Genomic DNA, 21,553 nt, shown 5'->3' with positions numbered 1-21,553 from the left:
GCGACGCCACCACCCCGAACGCACAGGCCAGCGCGAGCAAGGCGGAGGCGATCGACCGTGACTTAGCTCCCATGACTGGGAGGCTAGGTCATACAGCGGCCTGGTCGCATGACTTTCGGTCGATCAGAAGGCCATCGTCATCGGGCCGGGGTTCCACATTCCGGAGCGCTCCACTCGTACCTCGTCGAGTTGAGCGGGTACTGCGTTCGGATCGAGTGGTGTGTACTTCTCGATCGATCCCCAGTCCCGATCCCAGTCGTCGTCGAGATAGGAGGGTATCGTCTGCGCGCTCAGGAGCAGATCTATCCACCCGAGCGGGCCGCCACCGAAGTGGTCCTGCCACGCTGTGGTGACCAACGCTCCGGCATGGTCGGGCAGGATGCGGTACTCGGGAACTTCGGCGATCCCGGCGCGATGATCGAAGGGGCGTTGGCACGGGAATGCCAGGCCCACAGCCCAGTCCAGCATCACCGGCGCCTGCGATCCGACGACGTCCTGCAACTTCTGTGTCTGCGGAACCCGTGGCGGCGTGACGGCCACCCACTGATCTGCCTTGGTGTCGCTGTCACTGACGACGAGTCGAATGCTGTTGGCCTCGAGGGGAATCTGGTCCAGCGGTACCCGAAGGTTTCGCCATGACGGCGACGGACCGATGTCGATCGGAGCGATGCGTCCGAGGATCTCCATGTCGTCGGCTTCTCGCGCGGTGCCGTATTCGACCTCCACGTTCTGTCCGTACGTGACGATGCCGTCTGTATCGACAGACCGAACGCGCCCCGCAGCGGCGATGGAGATGATGTCTCCGCGGGTGCCGTTCTCGCCCAGACCGGGAAGTCGGTACCAACCGCTTGTCAGGGTGCCCGGCGCGGGCTGGCCGTAACTGCCCATGACCGGCGTGGTCGCCGGATCCAAGCCGAAGGGGAGGGCCACGCTGCTGCCGTTGACTCCGGTTTGCCCGGCGCCACCACCGGTTCCGGCGGAGTTGCCGGATGTGGTCTCGTCGGTATCGACGGTGTTCGCGCCGCCGGTAGCGGAAGCTTCCTTGTCGGCGCTGAGGTCACCGGCAACACCGTTGGGGGTGAACCCCGTGGCACCGCCGGCCGAAAGTGCTGTCGCGATGTCACCGGAGACCGGTGTCAACATCGACGCATTCGGATCGGTTTCGAGCAGTACGTCATTGGCGAGACCACAGGTTTGGCCGAGTACTGCGTCGAGGTTCGCACGACCAACGGAATAGGCGGGATACTGCGTGATCACACCTTTGGACATGGAAAGCACCTCGAAGAGAACCATGGCCCCGGCTGCGATTGTCAGCGGTGAAATGGCAAGCAAGCGAGCATGCTTCGCGGACGGTTCCTTCCCGACGGTGTATGGCTCACGGAAGAAGTACCACGCGGCGAGTCCGAGCATCAGTACGGTCAGACCGAGTAGCACGGTGCTCGCGCCGAGTCCGCCGATCGACACTGGCTTGTCCCACCACGGAACGCTGTAGCTGGAGACGTAGTAGTAGCCGTTGCTGCCGGTGAACGCGATCGCCAGTAGGAACAGAACCGCCGAAGCGAACAATGCGCGATTTCGCGGAGAACGCAGAAGCCTGGTCCCTACCGCAACGGCTGTCATCATCGCCAGAACTGCGGTGAGGCCGGCAAAGATTCCGAAGTGGTGGGTCCATTTGGTGGGGGAGAACATCAGCAGCGGCAAGGCGCCGATCGTGAGACCGACGACGCGTCGCGACGGACCGGCGGCCAGACCGGGGATGCGGCCACCCTTGCGCAGCATCATCGCGGTGCAGACGCCGAGGCACAGGATCATGACGAAAACACCGAACCGGCGGGTCAGGGATCCGTCGACGGAAATGTTGAACAGGTACTGATACCGGAGGTACTCGTCAAACCAGGGCTGGTTCGGCGAGATCGAATGGACTCGCTGCATTTCGATGACAGCGGCCAGGCTCTGATCACCGAAAGCGGGGATGAGGATCGACAGTCCGGCGGCCAGCAGTGGCCCGACGGCTGCGATATAGCCGGTGGTGCGAGCCCGTTCGATGATGATGCGCATGATCGGACGGATACCGGCGATCAAGGCGGCAAAGCAGATCAGGCCTGACGGTCCGGCCGTCAGCGTGAATCCGGCGATCAGGATCGCGACGGCGACCGGCAGGAGACGCCGGGTCGCGATGGCACGTTCGACTGAGCACCAGGTCAGGAGGACACCGAGTGCAACGATCGGTTCCGGGCGCAGTCCGTTGTTGAAGGGGAGCCAGAAAGCGAGGAATACGAGCGCCCCGGTCCACAGCGCGAGACGGTTTCCGCGGATCGCCGCACCGAGGCGTGGGGCAACTTCGCGACTGATGACGAGCCACGTGGCGATGCCTGCCAACAGAGCGGGCAATCGAACCCAGGGGCTGGCTGTGCTGACGTCGGCCAGGAGTCCGAGGATGTTGTAGTACGGAGTTCCGAACGGTGTTTCCGGGACAGCGAACCAGCGGAAGTAGTTCGACATGTAGCCGGCCTGCTCCGAAGCGCGGGCCATTGTGAACTGGTAACCGTCATCGGTAGTAGTGGCTCCGATGAAGTGCCACAACACCAGCGTTCCGATGACAACGCCGTCGACGCCCGTGAATTTCCACCAGCGCGCGGGGAGAAACTTTCGGCTGCCCCGGCCGTCGAGGTTGTCGAGGCGGTGCAACGCGACAAGCGAAATGATCATGGTGAGCGCGCCGAGGATCATCGCGAGCAGCTTGATCGTCGACGGACTCGAGGTGAAGCGGGAGTCCGTCTCGATCGACACGTTCAAACCGGCCGCCGCGGAATCGAGGTCGCTGAAGACCCCGACTACTTGCGGACGGTAGTCACCGTCGAGAATTCGCGATTCTGATCCGGTGGCGTCGAAGACGGTTCGGGTCGGTTCGGAAACCAGTGTGAGTGCGCAACCGCCGGCAAGATCCGCCGCGGGCATCGAGAACAACACCTGATCACGCAGGGTCGCAGTGACGCGAGCCGGCGCATCAGCAGATTCAGCGGAGACAGTAGCGACAAAACCGAAGCGACGTGCATCACCGGCAGTGGTCGGAGCCGTCGATACGACGGTTCCGCCGGTATCCGCCAACTCGTCGATCGACGCACAGGGAATCGACGCCTCGAACCGTAGGGGCGTATACGAGACCAGGGGCGCTTCGACGCTTGCGGTGGACCCCGACTGTGGCCAATTGACTGTGGCCGTGTCCTGTTCGATCGGCAGGAAAGGCACGGATACACACAGGATAATGCCGAGAATGGACGCGACAATTGCCGCTATCCGTGCGGAGGAATGTCCGATGGTTCGCTGTGCGCTCGGCACGGCGGGAGGTGCGGTCTTGGCCACGTCGCTGTCTGTCACGACTTTGGACCCTAGCGGTGCGTGACGCGTTTGTTATAAACGTTCGGGTTTTTGAGGTGTTTCTCCGGCATCACCAGACCGGCGCTGAGCGCCGCACGTGGACCGGTGAAAAACAAGGTGCGCCTATCCTGGATAATTGACGTTAGTTCTGTGTTTTCGATCATCGACTACACAGGCCCCCCGTTTGCGTACGAGAGGAACTCTCATGCTTGCCCGCACCGACCTACGTGGTCGTACCCCCTCCACGGCTGAACTTCGCGCCGCGCTTCCCCGCGGTGGAGTGGATGTGGATGCGGTGTTGCATCAGGTTCGTCCCATGGTCGAGGCCGTTCGTGATCGCGGTGCTGAAGCCGCTCTCGAGTTCGGCGAAAAGTTCGACGGCGTGTGTCCCGCCTCGGTTCGCGTTCCGGCCGACGAGTTGGAGCGTGCGCTCCGCGAACTCGACCCTGCCGTGAAGGAAGCCCTCGAGGTTGCCATCGAGCGGACCCGCAAGGTGCACGCCGATCAGCGCCGCAAGGACACCGTCACCGAGGTAGTGCCCGGCGGCACCGTCACCGAGCGTTGGGTTCCGGTTGAGCGCGTCGGCCTGTACGTACCCGGCGGAAACGCCGTGTACCCGTCGAGTGTTGTCATGAACGTCGTACCGGCCCAGACTGCCGGCGTCGGATCGCTTGTCGTGGCTTCGCCGCCCCAGGCTGATTTCGGCGGACTTCCGCACCCCACGATTCTCGCCGCAGCTGCCATGCTCGGCGTCGAAGAAGTGTGGGCTGTCGGCGGTGGCCAGGGCATCGCGCTGATGACGTACGGCGGAACCGACACAGACGGCACCGAATTGGTACCCGTTGACCTCATTACCGGGCCCGGCAACATCTATGTCACCGCCGCCAAGCGACTGTGCCGTGGACTCGTCGGTATCGATGCCGAAGCCGGACCCACCGAGATTGCGATCCTCGCCGACCACACAGCCGACCCTGTCCACGTTGCCGCTGACCTCATCAGTCAGGCTGAGCACGACGTCATGGCGGCGAGTGTCCTGGTCACCACCAGCGTGGAATTGGCCGACGCCGTCGACAAGGCGCTTGTCGCCCAACTCGAGATCACCAAGCACCGTGAGCGCGTCAACACCGCACTGACCGGTAGCCAGTCCGGAACGGTGCTCGTGTCCGACGTCGCCGCCGGTCTGCGAGTGGTCAACGCCTACGCAGCCGAGCACCTCGAGATCCAAACCGAAGATGCGACGGGTGTTGCGGCTCAGGTCACCAGCGCCGGCGCTGTGTTTGTCGGCCCTTGGGCGCCGGTCAGTCTCGGCGACTACTGCGCCGGATCCAATCACGTTCTGCCCACAGCAGGGTGTGCGCGGCACTCGTCGGGTCTGAGTGTTCAGACCTTCCTGCGCGGAATCCACGTCATCGACTATTCCGAATCGGCGCTTAAAGACGTTGCCGGACACGTCATCACGCTCGCGAATGCCGAAGACCTGCCGGCGCACGGTGAGGCCGTGCGTCTGCGGTTCGAGGCTCTGCGATGAGTAGTGTTCCTGGAGGATCGATTTCGGTCGACGCTCTCCCGATTCGTGAGAACCTGCGCGGCAAGTCGGCGTACGGCGCTCCGCAGTTAACGGTGCCGGTTCAGCTCAACACCAACGAGAACCCACATCCGCCGACGCAGGCGCTCATCGACGATGTCGCCGAATCGGTCCGCGAAGCAGCGAAGGAACTGCACCGCTACCCCGACCGTGATGCCGTGGCATTGCGAACGGATCTGGCGGCGTACCTGTCGAAGCAGACCGGCGTACCGGTCACCGTCGACAACCTCTGGGCGGCAAACGGATCCAACGAGATTCTGCAGCAGTTGTTGCAGGCCTTCGCTGGTCCGGGTCGTAGTGCGATGGGTTTTGTGCCGTCGTACTCGATGCACCCGATCATCGCCGACGGTACCGACACCGAGTGGGTGGAGGTGTACCGCCGGGCGGATTTCGCTCTGGATGTGGACGCGGCCGTCGATGTCATCGCGGATCGTCGACCGGACGTCGTATTTGTCACCAGCCCCAATAATCCCACCGGGCACAGCGTCGGAATCGCGGAACTTCGACGCATCCTGGAGGTCTCGCCGGGCATCGTCATCGTCGACGAGGCGTACGCGGAGTTCTCGGCTGCGCCCAGTGCGATGACCTTGATCGACGAGTTCCCGGCCAAGCTCGTTGTCACGCGGACTATGAGCAAGGCGTTCGCGTTTGCCGGTGGCCGACTCGGCTACCTCGCTGCCGCGCCCGCGTTCATCGACGCTTTGTTGTTGGTGCGCTTGCCGTATCACCTCTCGGTTGTGACGCAGGTGGCTGCGCGCGCGGCACTGCGCCACGCTGACGAAACCTTGGGTAGCGTTCACGCGCTCTCAGCTGAGCGGGATCGCGTGTCGAAGGCTTTGGCGGACAGCGGCTTCCGAGTCATCCCCAGTGATGCCAACTTCATCTTGTTCGGAGAATTCACCGATAGCGCGAAGACCTGGCAGGCGTACCTCGATCGCGGAGTCCTGATCCGCGACATCGGAATCCCCGGATACCTGCGTGCCACAGTCGGACTCGAAGCCGAAAACGACGCCTTCATCAAGGCGAGCGACGAGATCGCGGCCAGTCAACTCATCACTCAAGGAGAAACGGCATGAGCGATCGCATCGCACGGATCGAAAGAACCACCCGAGAGTCCAGCATCGTCGTCGAACTGAACCTGGACGGCACCGGCATCGTCGACGTCTCCACCGGGGTTCCGTTCTTCGACCACATGCTCACGGCATTGGGCACTCACGCGAGTTTCGATCTGAACGTGCAGGCGAAGGGTGACGTCGAGATCGACGCGCACCACACCGTCGAAGACACCGCGATCGTTCTCGGTCAGGCGCTCGGTCAGGCGCTGGGGGACAAGAAGGGTATCCGCCGTTTCGGGGATTCCTTCATCCCCATGGACGAAACCCTGGCGCATGCTTCCGTCGACGTCTCGGGACGTCCGTACTGCGTACACACCGGTGAGCCCGATTACATGGTGCACTCCGTCATCGGCGGTTACCCCGGCGTCCCGTATCACGCAGTGATCAATCGCCACGTCTTCGAGTCGATTGCTCTCAATGCTCGTATCGCCCTGCATGTTCGGGTTCTCTACGGCCGCGATCAGCACCACATCACCGAGGCCGAATACAAGGCTGTTGCCCGCGCTCTGCGTGAGGCAGTCGAGCCGGATCCGCGCGTGAGCGGCATTCCGTCCACGAAGGGAAGCTTGTGAGCGTTCTTTATACCTACCTGTTGTTCATCGGTGCCGGAATCGCCATGGGTGGTGCCTATTCGATGTTCAAGGTGAACAAATTGGCGTCGGGAATTCTCCTGGCGCTTGCGATCCTGGCGGCGGTTGCAGGCGCGTTGCGCATCTGATTGTGAAAACAGAATCATCCCCGGGTTGCCATGCAGCCCGGGGATGATTCATGTTCAGCAGGTTAGGAGCCGAAGTTTCCGAGCGAACCGGTCGACGGTGGTTCCGGAGCTGCGGTGACGGTCAGACTGACGTCGAGGGTGGCCGGGGTACCGATGCCGTTGGACGCCGTGAAGGTGACGGGGGACGTCCCTGCCTCGGTGGGTGTTCCGGACAGGACGCCGGCTTCAGTGAGTGTCAGGCCGGCGGGCAGAGCGCCGACTGCGGTCACGGTGGGGGGAGGTGTTTTGATGTGGCCACAATAGGACATCTTGATCTCGTGGGTCCGGTGTCCGTAAGTGTCCTTTTGGACCGTGAAATTTGGACTGTAGCCACGTCAGTAGCGCTGTTCTAGAATCTCGACCTATGACAACTTTTGACGACGCGGTCGTCGCCGGTGTGACTGGCCATATGAACGGTGATCACGGGACTGACAATTTGATGATCGTTCAGGCTTTTGCCGAGCCAACTGCGACCGCGGCGCGGATGGTGGGCCTCGATTCACTTGCGGGTGACTGGGTTGCAGATGTCGACGGGGTGGAAAAGGCCGTCAAGATCGCATGGCCTGAGCCCGCCTTGGACCGACCGAGTATCCGGACACAGGTCGTCGCCTTGTGCATGCAGGCCTACGACAAACTTGGTATCGAGAAGTCCGAGCACTGATCACGACGGCGCCGTCAGCGGAGTCGTTCGCGGCGCGCCATCGTGCTGCGCAGACCCTCGGCTGCAGTGCGGACAGCGGCTACCTGACTCTCGGGCCGGAACCGACTGGTGGGGCCGGTGACGCTGATTGCGGCGACGAGTTTGTCGCCGGGTCCGAAAACCGGAGCCGCGACGCACGCGATGCCCGGCGCTGATTCCTCACGTTCGAATGCGACACCGATCTCGGCGATCCTGTTCAGCTGGTTGTTCAGGATGCCGGGCGCGACAATCGTGTGGGGGGTGCGCCGGGTCATCGGGGTCGAGAGCACGTCGCGTCGGAACTCCGGGTCGGAAAAAGCAAGTAAGGCCTTGCCGATTGCTGTGCAGTACAACGGTATTCGACCACCGGTGCGTGAGGGCGAATTTGCTTGCCGATGCCCACCGATCTTGGCGATGTAGACGACGTCGTGTCCGTCGCGTACCCCGAGATGCACGGTTTCGTGAGTGCGTTCGTACAGGTCCTGCAGGAACGGCATGGCCATTTCCAGAAGGCTGCGCTCGAGGGATGCGAGCATGCCGAGTTCGAAGAGACCGCCACTGAGGCGATAGCCACCGTCGACACGGTCGAGTAGTCGGTTCGACACCAGCTCGCCGGAGAGTCGATGAACTGTCGCCTTGTGCAGTCCGGTTCGCTGGACGAGGGCGGCCAGAGGTACGGCGTGGTCATCGGGTCGGAATGCACGCAGGATCGTTACTGCCTTGCCGAGTACGGTGTCGAGGTTTGTGCCGCCAGTCATTCTTTCAGCGTATCGCTGAGTGAGACGACTCTCTCGCATAGTTGCCGCCAAGCCGGGAAGGTAGGTGTCATGAGTCAGCTCACCAACACCAGTACAGCGAGCGAAGCCGACATCGCCGCTGCCGCGGATCGCCTCGCGACTGCCATCTCCAACGGCGTGCCCTGCGCACCCATCCGCGACCTGATCGGCAGCGACGACCTCATCGCGGCCTACGCAGTTCAGCGCCGCGTCGACGAAATCCGCCGGCAGGCGGGCGCCGTCGTCGTGGGTCGCAAGATCGGATTGACCTCGGTAGCAGTCCAGCAGCAGCTCGGTGTTAACCAGCCTGATCTCGGAGTCCTGTACGCGGACATGGAGTTCCCCGCCGGCGGCGTCATCCCGATGGATCGCTTGATTCAGCCCAAGGTCGAGGCTGAGGTGGCATTTGTCCTCGGCGCCGATCTTGTCGACGGCCCGCTCGACCGAAACCAGGTTCGCGACGCGATCGACTACGCCGTCGCAGCTATCGAGATCTGCGACAGCCGGATCGAGAACTGGGACATCAAGTTCGGCGACACCGTTGCCGACAATGCATCGTCCGGCGTGTACGTGCTCGGGACAGACCGCCGCACCCTCGACGAGGTCGAGCCCACCGAGGTCGTCATGTCCATGACGATCGACGGCGTCGAGGTATCCACCGGCGTCGGAACCGCATGCCTGGGCGATCCCGTCGAAGCAGTCGTCTGGCTCGCCCGAACAGCACGCGAGCTGGGCCAGCCCCTGACCGCCGGCCAGGTCATTCTCTCCGGAGCACTCGGCCCGATGGCGTCGGTCGGGGCCGGAAATTCCGTCACCGTCAACGTATCCGGGTTCGAACCGGTCACCACCAGCTTTTCCAGCGAAGGAGACAAAGCATGAGCAAGGTCAAGGTCGCGATCATCGGATCGGGCAACATCGGCACCGATCTGATGATCAAAGTGCTGCGTAACTCCGATTACCTCGAGATGGGTGCCATGGTCGGCATCGATCCGGCGTCGGACGGTCTGGCTCGCGCGGCGCGCCTGAACGTTCCGATCACCGCCGAGGGCGTCGAAGGCCTCGTCAATCTGCCGAACTTCGACGAGATCGAGATCGTCTTCGACGCGACGTCCGCGAAGGCGCACGTCGCCAATAATGCTCGGCTTGCGCCGCTCGGTAAGCGCATGATCGATTTGACTCCTGCCGCGATCGGCCCGTACGTCGTGCCCGCGGTCAACGCGGACGAGCACCTGGATGCGCCCAACGTCAACATGGTGACGTGCGGTGGCCAGGCCACGATCCCGATGGTCGCCGCTGTTTCCCGAGTTGTTCCGGTGGCCTACGCGGAGATCGTCGCGTCCATCGCCTCCAAGTCGGCCGGCCCCGGAACGCGTGCCAACATCGACGAGTTCACCGAAACCACATCCGAGGCGATCGTGGCAGTCGGCGGAGCGCGCCGCGGCAAGGCCGTCATCATCCTCAACCCGGCCGAGCCGCCGTTGATCATGCGCGACACCGTCTTCTGCCTCGTCGACGCACCGGATCCGGCTGTCCACGACGAGATCCGTCAGTCGATCGAGAAGATGGTCGGAGACGTTTCGGCGTACGTGCCGGGCTACCGCCTCAAGCAGGAAATCCAGATCACCGCGATCCCCGCAGATCAGCCGGTCGAGACTCTGCTCGCCGACGGTAATCGCCCCACTCACCAGGTGTCGGTGTTCCTCGAAGTCGAGGGTGCCGCACACTACCTGCCTGCCTACGCCGGCAACCTCGACATCATGACCTCCGCTGGAATGCAGATCGCCGAGCGAATCGCACAGCAGAAAGCAGCAAACTGATGAGCAACCGCAAGATCTTCGTCCAGGACGTCACGCTTCGCGACGGCATGCACGCTGTGCGGCACCGTATTTCGCCGACCGACGTCAAGCGGATCGTCACGGCACTCGACGCTGCCGGCGTCGACGCGATCGAGGTCGCTCACGGTGACGGCCTCGCCGGCGGATCACTCAACTACGGTCCCGGCTCGCACACCGACTGGGAGTGGATCGAGGCAGCGGCCGACGTACTCGAGCGAGCCCGCCTCACCACTCTGCTCCTTCCGGGTGTCGGTACGGTTCGTGACCTCAAGCAGGCATACGACCTCGGTGTCCGCTCGGTTCGCGTCGCCACACACTGCACCGAGGCCGACGTCTCCGCGCAGCATATCGAGACCGCCCGCGAGATGGGCATGGATGTTTCCGGCTTCCTCATGATGAGCCACATGGCTCCGGCCGAGGAGCTGGCAAAGCAGGCCAAGCTGATGGAGTCGTACGGCGCGCACTGCGTCTACGTCACCGACTCGGGTGGACGTCTGGTGATGAACGACGTCGCGGACCGCGTTCGCGCCTATCGCGACATTCTCGACGAGGGTACCGAGATCGGCATCCACGCTCACGAGAACCTTTCGTTGTCGGTGGCCAATTCCGTTGTGGCAGTGCAGAACGGCGTCACACGTGTCGACGCTTCACTTGCCGGTCACGGCGCCGGCGCCGGTAACTGCCCGCTCGAGGCTTTCATTGCGGTTGCGAACATCGAGGAGTGGGAGCACGGCTGCGACCTGTTTGCCCTGCAGGATGCTGCCGACGATATCGTCCGTCCATTGCAGGACCGGCCGGTTCGCGTCGACCGCGAGACCCTCACGCTGGGCTACGCGGGTGTGTACTCGAGCTTCCTGCGTCACGCGGAGACTGCGTCGGAGCGTTACGGCATCGACGTGCGCACGCTTCTGCTCGAAGCCGGCCGTCGCCGCCTCGTCGGAGGCCAGGAAGACATGATCGTGGACATTGCGCTCACACTCGCTGCCGAGCGTGACCGCGCATCTGTTTGAGTTGATGCAGTAGAACTCTGAAGAGGACCCAGTTTCTCGTTCGTGCCGGTGACGGCTCGCTTCGGGACTGGGTCCTTTTCGGATTCGGGGGACCGCTCGCTTCTCTCGGACGGCCGGCGCACCCACTGCCCCCGGCGAAGTAATCGGTGGACGGGTTGCCGGATAGAGTTGTGGCATGAGCGCTTCCACGATTGCCGTCCTCGATTACGGCTCCGGCAACCTGCATTCGGCTACTCGCGCATTGGCGCGCACCGGCGCACAGGTCGAGGTGACCAGTGATCCCAAGGTGGCATTGGCTGCCGACGGATTGGTTGTTCCCGGTGTCGGTGCGTTCGCGGCGTGCATGGAAGGCCTGCTGGCAGTTCAAGGCGAGCGGATCATCGGTCAGCGACTCGCCGGCGGACGGCCCGTGCTGGGCATCTGCGTCGGCATGCAGATCCTCTTCGAGCGCGGCGTCGAGTTCGGTGTCGAAGCCGAAGGCTGCGGCGAATGGCCGGGAACCGTTGAGCGCCTTCAAGCCGAGGTTCTGCCGCACATGGGCTGGAATACCGTCGAGGCACCCGAGTCCAGCACGTTGTTCAAGGGCATCGACGCTGACACGCGCTTCTATTTCGTGCACTCCTACGCGGTGCAGAACTGGGAACTTCCGCCGTCCGAGCACATCGCCGCCCCGAAGCTCACGTGGGCAGATCACGGCGGAAAGTTCTTGGCCGCTGTCGAAAACGGTCCGTTGTCCGCCACGCAGTTCCACCCCGAGAAGTCGGGCGACGCGGGTGCCGAATTGCTGAGCAACTGGGTGCAGAGTTTGTGACCGCCGACCCCGGCAAGAACAGCGGAGACGATTTCTCGATCGGTCGTCTCGCACTGTTCTCTCTCGGCGCCGCTGTGGCTGCTCTCGCGGTCACAACGCTGCTGATCGTGCTCCTACAGCCAAGCGCGGGTATCGGGCTCTCAATCGGCCTCGTGGGGGTTGCTGCAGCCATCGCAGCGATGGGCGTCGTATCCAAGCGGATGACCCGAAAAGCGTTCGGAGACCCGAAGGACGGTTCTAGCTCCTGACCGACTAGGGTTACCGCACGTGAGCCTGGTCCTTTTGCCTGCTGTGGATGTTGTCAACGGTGAAGCTGTTCGCCTCGTGCAAGGAGAGGCGGGAAGTGAGACCGGTTACGGGTCGCCCCGCGATGCGGCCCTTGCATGGCAGAACGACGGTGCCGAATGGGTGCACCTGGTCGATCTCGATGCCGCCTTCGGGCGTGGATCCAACAGCGAACTGCTGGCTGGTGTCATCGGCGACCTGACGGTCAAGGTCGAACTGTCCGGTGGAATCCGCGACGACGCCTCCCTCGAAGCTGCACTCGCCACCGGCTGTGCACGAGTCAACCTCGGTACCGCTGCAATCGAAGATCCCGAGTGGTGTGCGCGTGCATTGGCCAAGTACGGCGACAAGATCGCTGTCGGCCTCGACGTCCGTCTGATCGACGGCCAGTACCGCACCCGCGGTCGCGGCTGGGTCACCGACGGCGGCGACCTCTGGGAAACTCTCGCTCGTCTGGACCGTGACGGCTGCACGCGCTACGTCGTTACCGACGTCTCCAAGGACGGCACCCTCACCGGCCCCAATCTCGAGCTCCTGAGCCAGGTCTGCGCTGTCACGGATGCACACGTCGTCGCTTCCGGTGGAGTGTCCACCATCGATGACTTGCTCGCGATCTCCAGTTTGGTTGACCAGGGCGTCGAAGGTGCGATTGTCGGTAAGGCTCTCTACGCGGGTCGCTTTACTCTTCCCGAAGCGCTTGCCGCAGTTTCCGGTTAGATTCGCCAGATGACTCCACCGCGTGACCTCGATGAACTCCTCGCGATTGCCGGTGGACTGCTCGACGGCATCCACGAACAGTTTGTCGCCGGGGTGGGTTCGCCCAGCGCGGTTCGTAAGGGCTGGAGCGATTTTGCCACCGAAGTTGATCTCGCCCTCGAAAAGCGGTTGACGTCGGAACTGTTCGAGCGCACCGGTATCGAGGTCCACGGCGAAGAATTCGGCGGTCCCGATGTGGATACCGGTCTCGTCTGGGTCCTCGATCCCGTTGACGGCACGTTCAATTACTCGGCCGGACTCCCTTCTGCCGGAACACTGTTGGCGCTTCTCGACGACGGTGTTCCGGTCCTGGGCTTGACGTGGTTGCCTCTGATCGGTCATACGTATGCGGCCCGATCCGGCGGTCCGTTGCTGGTGAACGGAACGGCTGTGGCGCCGCTGGAATCGACTAATCTGGCGTCGTCGATCGTCGGGTTGGGTGCGCTCAACGTGAACAGTCGTGGACGCATCCCGGGCAGCTATCGACTCGACGTACTGGCAGAAATCAGCAAGGTGTCCTCGCGGATCCGCATCCACGGTTCGACCGGTGTGGATCTGGCGTTCACGGCCGCCGGTATCTTGGGCGGAGCGATCGTCTACGGACACAATGCGTGGGACAACGCGGCCGGGGTAGCTCTTGTTCGCGCCGCCGGTGGTGTGGTCACCGACCTCGCCGGAAAGCCTTGGACCGTAGAATCGGGTTCGGTGCTTGCCGGCGCACCCGGTGTACACGGTGAGATTCTCGATATCCTTAATTCGCTCGGTGATCCGCGCGATTCGTCCTCAGGAGGACCAACGTCATGACCCTCGCAGTTCGTGTGATCCCGTGCCTCGACGTCGATGCGGGGCGAGTGGTCAAGGGTGTCAACTTCGAGAATCTCCGCGACGCCGGCGATCCCGTGGAACTCGCGGCTGCCTACGACGCACAGGGTGCCGACGAGCTGACCTTTCTTGACGTCACTGCATCCACCTCGGATCGTGGCACGATGCTCGACGTCGTAAGTCGCACTGCCGAGCAGGTTTTCATTCCGCTGACGGTGGGCGGCGGAGTTCGCACCGTCGCGGACGTCGATCGCTTGCTGCGCGCCGGAGCCGACAAGGTCAGCGTCAACACTGCTGCCCTTGCTCGCCCGGAACTGCTCAAGGAATTGAGTGAGCGTTTCGGTTCACAGTGCATCGTCCTCTCGGTCGACGCGCGGACCGTGCCTCAGGGTCAGCCCGACACCCCGTCCGGGTGGGAAGTCACCACACACGGTGGCAAGCGCGGCACCGGCATCGACGCGATTGAATGGGCGGAGCGCGGCGCCGAGCTGGGAGTGGGCGAGATCCTCCTCAACTCGATGGACGCAGACGGCACCAAAGCCGGGTTCGATTTGCTCATGATCCGCGCCGTCCGCGCTGCTGTGCACGTACCGGTGATCGCCAGCGGCGGCGCCGGCAAGGTCGAGCACTTTGCCCCGGCGGTCGAAGCGGGAGCCGACGCGGTACTCGCTGCCAGCGTTTTTCACTTCGGTGATCTGACCATCCCGCAGGTCAAGAATGCGATGCGCGCCGAGGGGATTGTGGTCCGCTAGCCGTTCGGCTCATTCTGCGCGGATACCGTCGAACATCAGCCGGGTGATTGCCTGGTTGAGCGCGGAACAGTCGACGGGTGTTGGCGCGCGGAGGCCTTGAATTCCGCTGGCCAGCATCATGCCGTTGATCGCTTGCGCCGTACTCGCGACATCGAGGTCGGTACGGAGATATCCGCATTTGACGCCGTGGTGAAGATACGCGGCTGTCAGTGCCGCGGATTGGTCCAGTAGATCAAGCATCCGGCCGGTGAGGTCGGCGTCGACGCCCGTCGTCTCGAATAGAAGCACTCGCGGAATGCGTGGGTCGTCGAAGAAGATGCGGGGGAGTGCTTCGGCGATGCGCGCTACTTGGGCGCGATAGTCGTCCAGGGTGTTGGCGGCGTCCGGTGCATTCTCGGTGGCGAGTGCGCCGATGATCTTGGCGATCAGATCGTCGATGACGTGATCGATGATGTCGCGTTTGTTTTCGAAGTATCGATAGAACGTGCCGTGCCCGATGCCGAGAACTGTTGCTATGTCGGCAATTCCGGTGGCATGGTAGCCGCGATGGGCGAAGCACTCGAATGATGCGTCGATGATCTCGCGGCGCAACTCCGCCTTTTTTCGTTCCGCTCGGGTTATGGCCTTCGTCACGTCTGAAATGATACCGTTTTCCGTAACGGAATGATGTGTCATTTTCTGATGTGCGGTTCACGAGAGGGAAATCTCTGATGGCAGAGCAGTACGACGCAGTAGTGGTCGGGGCGGGCTTCGGCGGAATGGGCGCGGCAATTCAACTCAAGCGGTTGGGCTTGGAAAACCTGGCGATCCTCGAACGTGAGGACGATCTGGGCGGAACCTGGCACGTCAACCGCTATCCCGGTTTGGCTGTCGACATCGCATCGGTCACGTACTCGTACTCGTTCGAGCCGAACCCCCGCTGGTCGAGGCTTTTTGCTCCTGGCGCCGAGCTCAAGAAGTACGCCGAGCATGTCGCCGACAAATACGATCTACGTCGGCACATGAGCTTTGGTGCGCTGGTCAACGGCGCGCGGTGGGACGAGGACGAGTCGCACTGGGTTGTCTCAGTCGAAGGCCGCCCTGACATCACTGCGAAGTATCTGCTGACCGCAACGGGCTTTCTGTCCCAACCGCATCGTCCCGACATCTCCGGGATCGACGATTTTGCCGGCAAGATCATTCACACCACGGCCTGGGACGATACGTACGACATGGTCGGAACCAAAACGGCTGTCATCGGAACCGGCGCCACCGCAGTGCAACTCATTCCCGAACTCGCGCGGGCGGCAACAGAATTGACCGTTTATCAACGCACCCCGATCTGGGTGGTTCCCAAGCTCGACGTGCCCATTCCGTCCACGGTGCAGAAACTGTTCTCGCGGATTCCGTTCACACAGCGGATTGCCCGCGCCGTGAGCTCTGGGATTCTGGAAGTGATCATGGTCAGTGCCGTCTTGCACTACAAGCAGGTCAAACTCGTCAACAAGGCCGCGGCTGCCTTCTCGCGTGCATTCCTCCGATCGCAAGTCGGTGACGCCGCATTGCGTAAGCAACTGACCCCGGACTACGACTTCGGCTGTAAGCGACCCACCTTCTCCAACAATTACTTCCGCACCTTCACCAAAGACAATGTGCATCTCGAGACCACGTCCATCGATCACATTGCGTCCGACGGAATTGTTACTTCTGATGGCCGCAAGACGGAAATTGACACCTTGGTACTGGCAACCGGGTTCAATCTTTGGGACGTGAATTTCCCGGCGATCGAGGTGATCGGCCGCGAAGGGCGCAACCTCGGAAAGTGGTGGCGTGACAATCGGTTCCAGGCATATGAGGGTGTCTCTGTCCCGTATTTCCCGAACTTCCTCACCCTGGCGAGTCCCTATTCTTACAGCGGTTTGTCGTATTTCACGACTATCGAATCGCAAATGCAGCACATGGATCGACTCTTCGGAGAAGTGAAACGCCGTGGGGCCGACACGTTTGAGGTCACCGAGGAAGCTAACGCGGAGTTCCTCGATCGAATGACCGAGAATCTGGCCGACTCCGTCTTCTACGGCGGTAGTTGCCAGACCGCGCGAAGCTACTACTTCAATCAACACGGCGAAGCGGCGATTCTGCGACCCACCTCCACCCGCAATGCGTTTGTGGAGGCGAAGCGGTTTCCCCTCGAGGACTATTCGATTTCCTGAAATGCAAGTCTGCGTCGCGGCGGTTACGACACAGACTTGCGCATCCACCCTGTCGATTTCACGCCGACGGGCACTACCACAACCGGATACTGGTGCTGTCGTGTCAAACGCGATGAGACAGAACTGTGCGTCAATTGGCTGATCGCGGAAATGGGTCCGCGTCGAGGAGATCCGACCACGATGGTGAATGCGTCGTACTTGTCGGCCATCGCCAGTATGACACTGGTGGGGTCGCCATGTTTGCAGTCGTAGGTCCACGGACCTGGATGTGAGCCCAGTGCCGCACTCGTGTGCTCACGTTGCCTCGTCATCTCGGTGCGGAATTGGTTCTCGAAGCGAGGTGAATCTGTTTCGACGGGCATGTCCTCGGCGCTGATGCAGTGAATGACATGGAGCGATGCGCCTTCCACGACGGCGAGTGTCAGCGCGAATTCCAGGGCATCGTCGCTGGAAGATCCCGGTCCGATACCCAGAACGATATGGCGAGTCTGACGATGGTCCGTGACCGGACTTTCGAGATGGAATGTGTGCTCGGGGTGCGGACCTTCATGTCTGCTCTTCATGTCGGAGCCTCCTTCGAAGCATCAACTTCGATCGTACTGCGACTGTCTCGACAAAATTAGTTGTGGTCGAGCGGGATTTCGACGATCAATGCTGTCCCGGTTCCGGTAGGACTGACAATCTCCATCCGACCGCTGAGAGCTTCGACGCGGTCCCTCAAACCGGTGAGTCCGGATCCTTTGCCGGAATCGGCCCCGCCGACGCCGTCATCGCGAACCGAGAGCTCGAGAGTTGCCCCGTCGGTTCGGGCTCGTACAAAAACGGCGGACGCGTGAGCGTGTTTGGCTGTATTTGTCAGTGCCTCTGCGACAACGTAATACGCGGCTACCTCGGCGGCCTCGGGTAAATTCGGTTCCAGGTTCAAATCAAGATCGACGGGGACTGTCGAGTGGCGTGAGAGTGCGCGTAGTGCCGAGCGGAGGCCTCCTTTCGACAGGATCGTCGGATGAATTCCTCGGGAGATTTCTCGGAGATCCGCTGAGACGTCGCCCAGACCCACCACGATGTCGGAAATCTGTTCCTTGAGCGCAGCGGGTTCGGCCGGCGCTGCTGCCTCGGCCGATCGGAGTGCGAGTCCCAGAGACACGAGACGCTGTTGGGCGCCGTCGTGCAGATCTCGTTCGAGACGGCGTCGAGCGTCGTCGGTGGCCGCAACGATCCGGACGCGGGACGCGGTGAGTTGCGCATGAGTTTGGGCATTCGCGATAGCGGTGGCCACGAGGTCCGTGAAGTCTGCAATACGAGACTCCGTGTCCGGTGGGAGCGGTTCGGAGCGTGTCGAACCGACAAAAGCAGCGCCCCACAAGTGTCCTTCGACGACGATCGGGACTCCCACTACGGAGCGGAGGCCAACGTCTCGGATGAGTGCTGCGGTCGAGCCTGTTGCGTTGTCGTAGCTGTCCATCCGGGCGGCGCGACCCGACTGAAATACCCTCGACGCGACGTTCTCGCCCTCGAGTGACAGGCGTGTGCCAACCGGCGTCCACCCCAAGCCGGGCTCGGTTCGATTCGCGACCAGAGTGGCCCCGCCGTCCGACCCGAAGCGGCACAGCGCGGTGCTGTGTCCGCTGAGGATCCGAGACAGTTCCTCCGCCACCGATGCAAACACCTCCGACTGATTGGCACCTCGCGCAACCAACGTCGCAACCCGTCGTAGTGCGGCCTGCTGCTCTGCAAGCGAGCGGAATGCTTCATGGCTTGCCTTGATAATTCGTTGAGCTGCAAGGCGTTCGGTCACGTCGCGGCCGGCTCCGTAGAGCTCGTTCCGATCGGACACGGTATTCCACTCGATCCAACGTTCGGAGCCGTCGCTGCAGATGAATCGGATTTCGAATTGAGCGACGGGTTGCCCGCGGGCCAGCTGGTCGAGAGCGTCGCGAGTTCGATTCAGATCTTCCGGATGGACGAACTCCGAGAACGGTCGCGACATCAACTCTCGGATCGGATATCCGAGCGCCTTCTCGAACGCCGGATTGATGCGCCGGTAGGAACCGTCCAATCCGGCGATGCAGAGCAGATCGGACGAGAGGTCGAAGAACCGCTCCAGATCTTTGCGGCTCGCCTCCAGCGCCAGGTTTACCGCCTCCCGGTCGCGTGTCGCTTGCACCAGCGCTTCCAAGGGCGGCACTATCCGTTCTCTGAGCCGCTGCAACGTCTGCGCCGGCAGCGATGCGGGAACGAGTAGCGTGACGCCGTCGGACACCGGGATCGCGCAGCGGTACTGATCGGACGGAATTGTTTCGAGTTCGAGCGTCGCGAAAGGCAACTCGAGTACCTGCGCGAGCCGCTCGGAAGCTCTGTCCATCGCAGACTTCGGGTCGCCGGAACGGAGCATGAAGTGGGCAAGCTCAGCTCCGAGGTCGGCTTCTTGGCGGCGTTGATCGGCTTCGTCGGCACGTGATCGGGCGAGCGAGGCAAGGGTATTTGTCAACAACGCGACGGCCAGAAATGCGGCGACGGCGATCCAGTTGTGGGCACCAGCGGGGGCAAAGTCCGGGGGCCAATCGCGGAAGTAGTCGAATGCGAAGGCGCTGGCAACTGATGTCACCACTGCCAGACCGAACCCCCACACGATGGAGACGACCAAAACTCCGACCAGGTAGATCGCACCGAAGGCTTCGCCGGGAGCAAGTTGTCGGAGCACGACAACCAACAACGATTCCACCAGGATGAAAGTGGCCGCAACAGAGATTCCGAGAAGGAGTCGAGGGGCAGTGGGGCGCATCAACGACGACAGCAATCGCGTGCGAAAGGCGACGCCGGGTTCCGCCGTCGTCCGACTTCGAATCGCTGATCGATTCCACATCATCGCGTAGTGCTCACATCGATCCCGCCGATCCGGTCAGCGGGCCTCGAGAAAGGTGACTACAGCCAGAACCCTTCGGTGGTTTTCACTGGTCTCGGTGATCTCCAGTTTGGTGAGAATGCTGCGTACGTGCTTCTCGACGGTGCCCTCCGCGACACACAGAGTATGGGCGATACCGGAGTTCGAGCGACCTTCGGCCATCAACGCAAGTACCTCCCGCTCGCGCATGCTGAGTGCGGCGAGCGGATCGTTGCGTCGGCGAGACGACACCAGTTCCTGAACGAGCACCGGGTCCAGGACAGCCGCACCCTTGGCGATTCGCGCCATGGTGTCGAGAAACTCCGTGACGTCGGTGACGCGACTTTTGAGTAGATAGCCGATACCTTGGCCACTGGCCAGTAGTTCCATCGCCTCCTCGACGTCGGCATGCGCAGACAATACGAGGATGCCGGTTTCGGGATGTTCATTCCGGATTACTCTGGCAGCGTCGAGCCCTTCGGTGGTCTGGGTCGGCGGCATTCGAATGTCGACCACCACGAGGTCCGGTGACGTGTCGCGGACCACCGAGAGAAGCTGGGCTGCATCGCCGGCCTGTCCCACCACGTCGATTCCTGATCGGGTCAGCAGGCTCGTCATGCCCTCGCGAAGCAAGACGTCGTCCTCGGCCAAGACGACCCTCAAAGGGGCGGTGACGGTGTCGGCAGCTTCGAATGGCATGGCCCGCCGGCCGTGATTGCTGATGCCGGAGGCCGTCGCCATTTTGCCGACGGACAATCCGTTGGGTGCGGCAGACTCAGGGCGACCATCTGGGTGTCCCGACATGGCTGGGGGGCGATCACGCTGGGCTACTTGCGAATCGACTTCGGTCATCCTCGACTCCGAGATTCCCGGTCCGGGGATTGAGTGCGCCCAAATATCCCGGGCCGATCAACTTCGAGCATACCGAGTTGCAGTTGGTAGGTACATAGACAGTGGGGCAGGCCGGGAGGGCAGATGGGTGTCAGCAGGGGCGACATCGGTACCGCGGTCAACGATCCTGGGAGAAGCGGAAGCATTTTCGGGAGGTCGCATGGTCATTTTCCACGACGCGCTCGGTACGGTCAGCGCGCAACCTCGTACAACTGTCACGTCCTCGCACGTTAAGCCACAGCGTCGCGATCAACCAATTTCCGCAGCCGCTTGGCTTTGTGCATCACACTCCATCAGAACGCACGCTTACGTCGCGGCACCGATTCGATCACGCCTCGACAGTCCGAGGGAGTCTCGTTAGTGACAAGGATGGCGACAATGAGGACCGAACGAATATTCGGTAGAAGATCTCACGTAGAATTCGTGAATATATTCGATGAGGAATCGCTCCGATCATCGAGTGGGGCAATTCAAATTCTTCAAAACTGGGCACTTGAATACCTGTGTGAACCTCACGAGGATTTAGGGCGAGCGGGTCCCGTCTGTCCCTTCACCGGTCCTTCGGTCCACCGGCGCCTTTTCTGGGCGGGCGTCGTTTCCGGGGACGATATCGATTTTGAGTCGATGTCGGATGTTGTCGAAGACATGGCAGATATCTATCCGGAATTGCCTCCGCGTGACGGTAAGGACGAAATATTCAAGGCAATAATAGCAGTCTTTCCGGATGTGAACGATTTCGATCTTATCGATACAGTTCAATTTCACGGAAAATCGACGTTTGTAAACAAGGGAATGATGTTGGGGCAGTTCTACCCCGGATGTCTTCAGTCAGGACTGTGGAATGACGATTTCCGAGCACTGGATGCTCCGCTACCGATGCTGGCCGTAAGGCAGATGGTCAGCACAGATTACCCGTTCTTGACTGGTCGGGCCGAATGGATGTCGGCGTACTTGAAGCGTTTTGCCCCAACCGTCCCGCCGACTGCTCGCGCGTTCATCGTCGCCAAGATGGAAGCTTAGTGACG

At 62.0% G+C, this 21,553-nt stretch carries 22 protein-coding genes; 15 read left to right on the top strand and 7 right to left on the bottom strand.

Going from position 1 to position 21,553, the window contains the following annotated elements; genetic code table 11:
• Nucleotides 1-123 precede the first annotated feature (123 nt).
• Complete coding sequence (locus MTX36_RS12870) at nt 124-3,378, bottom strand: arabinosyltransferase domain-containing protein (protein WP_374230475.1); 3,255 nt, start codon at nt 3,376-3,378, stop codon at nt 124-126.
• Nucleotides 3,379-3,583: 205 nt separating this feature from the next.
• Between MTX36_RS12870 and hisD the strand changes: the two genes are divergently transcribed.
• The 4 genes from hisD to MTX36_RS12850 are packed head-to-tail and all read left to right on the top strand — an operon-like array spanning nt 3,584 to nt 6,796.
• The gene (gene hisD / locus MTX36_RS12865) at nt 3,584-4,906 is read left to right on the top strand and encodes a histidinol dehydrogenase (RefSeq protein ID WP_243620118.1); all 1,323 of its coding nucleotides are present in this window, start codon (nt 3,584-3,586) and stop codon (nt 4,904-4,906) included.
• Nucleotides 4,903-6,039 carry a histidinol-phosphate transaminase gene (locus tag MTX36_RS12860; protein WP_243620117.1) on the top strand — a complete coding sequence of 379 codons (1,137 nt, stop codon included), beginning with the start codon at nt 4,903-4,905 and terminating at the stop codon, nt 6,037-6,039. Before hisD ends, MTX36_RS12860 begins: the two co-directional genes overlap by 4 nt.
• The gene (gene hisB / locus MTX36_RS12855; protein WP_094273564.1) at nt 6,036-6,650 is read left to right on the top strand and encodes an imidazoleglycerol-phosphate dehydratase HisB; all 615 of its coding nucleotides are present in this window, start codon (nt 6,036-6,038) and stop codon (nt 6,648-6,650) included. The genes MTX36_RS12860 and hisB overlap by 4 nt, the downstream gene beginning before the upstream one ends.
• Nucleotides 6,647-6,796: a hypothetical protein gene (locus MTX36_RS12850; RefSeq protein WP_169632255.1), complete on the top strand. Its 150-nt coding sequence runs from the start codon at nt 6,647-6,649 to the stop codon at nt 6,794-6,796. The genes hisB and MTX36_RS12850 overlap by 4 nt, the downstream gene beginning before the upstream one ends.
• A 62-nt stretch (nt 6,797-6,858) precedes the next feature.
• Here MTX36_RS12850 and MTX36_RS12845 read toward each other — a convergent pair whose 3' ends face one another.
• Nucleotides 6,859-7,065 carry a putative Ig domain-containing protein gene (locus MTX36_RS12845; protein ID WP_243620116.1) on the bottom strand — a complete coding sequence of 69 codons (207 nt, stop codon included), beginning with the start codon at nt 7,063-7,065 and terminating at the stop codon, nt 6,859-6,861.
• 134 nt (nt 7,066-7,199) lie between these two features.
• On the opposite strand from MTX36_RS12845, the gene MTX36_RS12840 reads away from it, so the two are divergent.
• Entirely contained in the window at nt 7,200-7,496 is a 297-nt protein-coding gene (locus MTX36_RS12840; RefSeq protein ID WP_243620115.1) for a DUF2470 domain-containing protein, read from the top strand.
• A gap of 14 nt (nt 7,497-7,510) precedes the next feature.
• Here MTX36_RS12840 and MTX36_RS12835 read toward each other — a convergent pair whose 3' ends face one another.
• Nucleotides 7,511-8,272, bottom strand: a complete 762-nt coding sequence (locus tag MTX36_RS12835; protein WP_243620114.1) for an IclR family transcriptional regulator — start codon at nt 8,270-8,272, stop codon at nt 7,511-7,513.
• 69 nt (nt 8,273-8,341) lie between these two features.
• On the opposite strand from MTX36_RS12835, the gene MTX36_RS12830 reads away from it, so the two are divergent.
• The 8 genes from MTX36_RS12830 to hisF all read left to right on the top strand — a co-directional run bounded on the left by MTX36_RS12830 (nt 8,342) and on the right by hisF (nt 14,561).
• A complete protein-coding gene (locus tag MTX36_RS12830) occupies nt 8,342-9,169 on the top strand; it encodes a 2-keto-4-pentenoate hydratase (protein WP_243620113.1) in 828 nt (275 codons plus the stop codon).
• The gene (locus MTX36_RS12825; RefSeq protein WP_243620112.1) at nt 9,166-10,107 is read left to right on the top strand and encodes an acetaldehyde dehydrogenase (acetylating); all 942 of its coding nucleotides are present in this window, start codon (nt 9,166-9,168) and stop codon (nt 10,105-10,107) included. Before MTX36_RS12830 ends, MTX36_RS12825 begins: the two co-directional genes overlap by 4 nt.
• A complete protein-coding gene (gene dmpG, locus MTX36_RS12820) occupies nt 10,107-11,135 on the top strand; it encodes a 4-hydroxy-2-oxovalerate aldolase (protein WP_243620111.1) in 1,029 nt (342 codons plus the stop codon). The genes MTX36_RS12825 and dmpG overlap by 1 nt, the downstream gene beginning before the upstream one ends.
• A gap of 175 nt (nt 11,136-11,310) precedes the next feature.
• On the top strand, nt 11,311-11,946 hold the full coding sequence (gene hisH, locus MTX36_RS12815) for an imidazole glycerol phosphate synthase subunit HisH (protein ID WP_243620110.1): 636 nt from the start codon (nt 11,311-11,313) through the stop codon (nt 11,944-11,946).
• Nucleotides 11,943-12,194, top strand: a complete 252-nt coding sequence (locus MTX36_RS12810; protein WP_243620109.1) for a hypothetical protein — start codon at nt 11,943-11,945, stop codon at nt 12,192-12,194. The genes hisH and MTX36_RS12810 overlap by 4 nt, the downstream gene beginning before the upstream one ends.
• Before the next feature lie 19 nt (nt 12,195-12,213).
• Nucleotides 12,214-12,948: a bifunctional 1-(5-phosphoribosyl)-5-((5-phosphoribosylamino)methylideneamino)imidazole-4-carboxamide isomerase/phosphoribosylanthranilate isomerase PriA gene (gene priA, locus MTX36_RS12805; RefSeq protein ID WP_094273545.1), complete on the top strand. Its 735-nt coding sequence runs from the start codon at nt 12,214-12,216 to the stop codon at nt 12,946-12,948.
• A gap of 9 nt (nt 12,949-12,957) precedes the next feature.
• A complete protein-coding gene (locus MTX36_RS12800) occupies nt 12,958-13,791 on the top strand; it encodes an inositol monophosphatase family protein (protein WP_243620108.1) in 834 nt (277 codons plus the stop codon).
• Nucleotides 13,788-14,561, top strand: coding sequence for an imidazole glycerol phosphate synthase subunit HisF (gene hisF / locus MTX36_RS12795; RefSeq protein ID WP_094273543.1), 774 nt, complete (start codon nt 13,788-13,790; stop codon nt 14,559-14,561). The genes MTX36_RS12800 and hisF overlap by 4 nt, the downstream gene beginning before the upstream one ends.
• A gap of 9 nt (nt 14,562-14,570) precedes the next feature.
• Here the strand turns inward: hisF and MTX36_RS12790 are convergent, their stop codons facing one another.
• Nucleotides 14,571-15,194: a TetR/AcrR family transcriptional regulator gene (locus tag MTX36_RS12790; protein WP_243620107.1), complete on the bottom strand. Its 624-nt coding sequence runs from the start codon at nt 15,192-15,194 to the stop codon at nt 14,571-14,573.
• Between the two features lie 77 nt (nt 15,195-15,271).
• Here MTX36_RS12790 and MTX36_RS12785 point away from each other — a divergent pair, with 77 nt between their 5' ends.
• Nucleotides 15,272-16,753, top strand: a complete 1,482-nt coding sequence (locus MTX36_RS12785; protein WP_243620106.1) for an NAD(P)/FAD-dependent oxidoreductase — start codon at nt 15,272-15,274, stop codon at nt 16,751-16,753.
• 23 nt (nt 16,754-16,776) lie between these two features.
• Here the strand turns inward: MTX36_RS12785 and MTX36_RS12780 are convergent, their stop codons facing one another.
• From MTX36_RS12780 to MTX36_RS12770, 3 genes are read right to left on the bottom strand one after another with little or no spacing between them, the layout of a single operon-like run.
• Nucleotides 16,777-17,316 carry a universal stress protein gene (locus MTX36_RS12780; RefSeq protein WP_243620105.1) on the bottom strand — a complete coding sequence of 180 codons (540 nt, stop codon included), beginning with the start codon at nt 17,314-17,316 and terminating at the stop codon, nt 16,777-16,779.
• A gap of 56 nt (nt 17,317-17,372) precedes the next feature.
• Nucleotides 17,373-19,622 carry a PAS domain S-box protein gene (locus MTX36_RS12775; RefSeq protein WP_374230474.1) on the bottom strand — a complete coding sequence of 750 codons (2,250 nt, stop codon included), beginning with the start codon at nt 19,620-19,622 and terminating at the stop codon, nt 17,373-17,375.
• 33 nt (nt 19,623-19,655) lie between these two features.
• The gene (locus tag MTX36_RS12770; RefSeq protein ID WP_243620147.1) at nt 19,656-20,336 is read right to left on the bottom strand and encodes a response regulator transcription factor; all 681 of its coding nucleotides are present in this window, start codon (nt 20,334-20,336) and stop codon (nt 19,656-19,658) included.
• 570 nt (nt 20,337-20,906) lie between these two features.
• Here MTX36_RS12770 and MTX36_RS12765 point away from each other — a divergent pair.
• The gene (locus MTX36_RS12765; RefSeq protein WP_243620104.1) at nt 20,907-21,548 is read left to right on the top strand and encodes a DUF6875 domain-containing protein; all 642 of its coding nucleotides are present in this window, start codon (nt 20,907-20,909) and stop codon (nt 21,546-21,548) included.
• Nucleotides 21,549-21,553: the final 5 nt, after the last annotated feature.

It is taken from the genome of Rhodococcus sp. ARC_M6, from assembly GCF_022810305.1.
Lineage (GTDB): Bacteria > Actinomycetota > Actinomycetes > Mycobacteriales > Mycobacteriaceae > Rhodococcus_F.
The sequence above is the reverse complement of the archived record's forward strand: the minus strand, read 5'-3'. Positions and strand labels throughout refer to the sequence as shown.

Bases quoted from the DNA above. Each gene is read 5' to 3' on its own strand.
- hisB (WP_094273564.1), top strand. From the start codon at position 6,036: ATGAGCGATCGCATCGCACGGATCGAAAGAACCACCCGAGAGTCCAGC.
- MTX36_RS12835 (WP_243620114.1), bottom strand. From the start codon at position 8,272: ATGACTGGCGGCACAAACCTCGACACCGTACTCGGCAAGGCAGTAACG.
- MTX36_RS12770 (WP_243620147.1), bottom strand. From the start codon at position 20,336: ATGCCATTCGAAGCTGCCGACACCGTCACCGCCCCTTTGAGGGTCGTC.
- MTX36_RS12860 (WP_243620117.1), top strand. From the start codon at position 4,903: ATGAGTAGTGTTCCTGGAGGATCGATTTCGGTCGACGCTCTCCCGATT.
- hisH (WP_243620110.1), top strand. From the start codon at position 11,311: ATGAGCGCTTCCACGATTGCCGTCCTCGATTACGGCTCCGGCAACCTG.
- MTX36_RS12785 (WP_243620106.1), top strand. From the start codon at position 15,272: ATGGCAGAGCAGTACGACGCAGTAGTGGTCGGGGCGGGCTTCGGCGGA.
- MTX36_RS12775 (WP_374230474.1), bottom strand. From the start codon at position 19,622: ATGATGTGGAATCGATCAGCGATTCGAAGTCGGACGACGGCGGAACCC.
- MTX36_RS12780 (WP_243620105.1), bottom strand. From the start codon at position 17,316: ATGAAGAGCAGACATGAAGGTCCGCACCCCGAGCACACATTCCATCTC.
- MTX36_RS12825 (WP_243620112.1), top strand. From the start codon at position 9,166: ATGAGCAAGGTCAAGGTCGCGATCATCGGATCGGGCAACATCGGCACC.
- MTX36_RS12840 (WP_243620115.1), top strand. From the start codon at position 7,200: ATGACAACTTTTGACGACGCGGTCGTCGCCGGTGTGACTGGCCATATG.
- MTX36_RS12800 (WP_243620108.1), top strand. From the start codon at position 12,958: ATGACTCCACCGCGTGACCTCGATGAACTCCTCGCGATTGCCGGTGGA.
- MTX36_RS12765 (WP_243620104.1), top strand. From the start codon at position 20,907: ATGAGGACCGAACGAATATTCGGTAGAAGATCTCACGTAGAATTCGTG.
- dmpG (WP_243620111.1), top strand. From the start codon at position 10,107: ATGAGCAACCGCAAGATCTTCGTCCAGGACGTCACGCTTCGCGACGGC.
- hisD (WP_243620118.1), top strand. From the start codon at position 3,584: ATGCTTGCCCGCACCGACCTACGTGGTCGTACCCCCTCCACGGCTGAA.
- MTX36_RS12830 (WP_243620113.1), top strand. From the start codon at position 8,342: ATGAGTCAGCTCACCAACACCAGTACAGCGAGCGAAGCCGACATCGCC.
- hisF (WP_094273543.1), top strand. From the start codon at position 13,788: ATGACCCTCGCAGTTCGTGTGATCCCGTGCCTCGACGTCGATGCGGGG.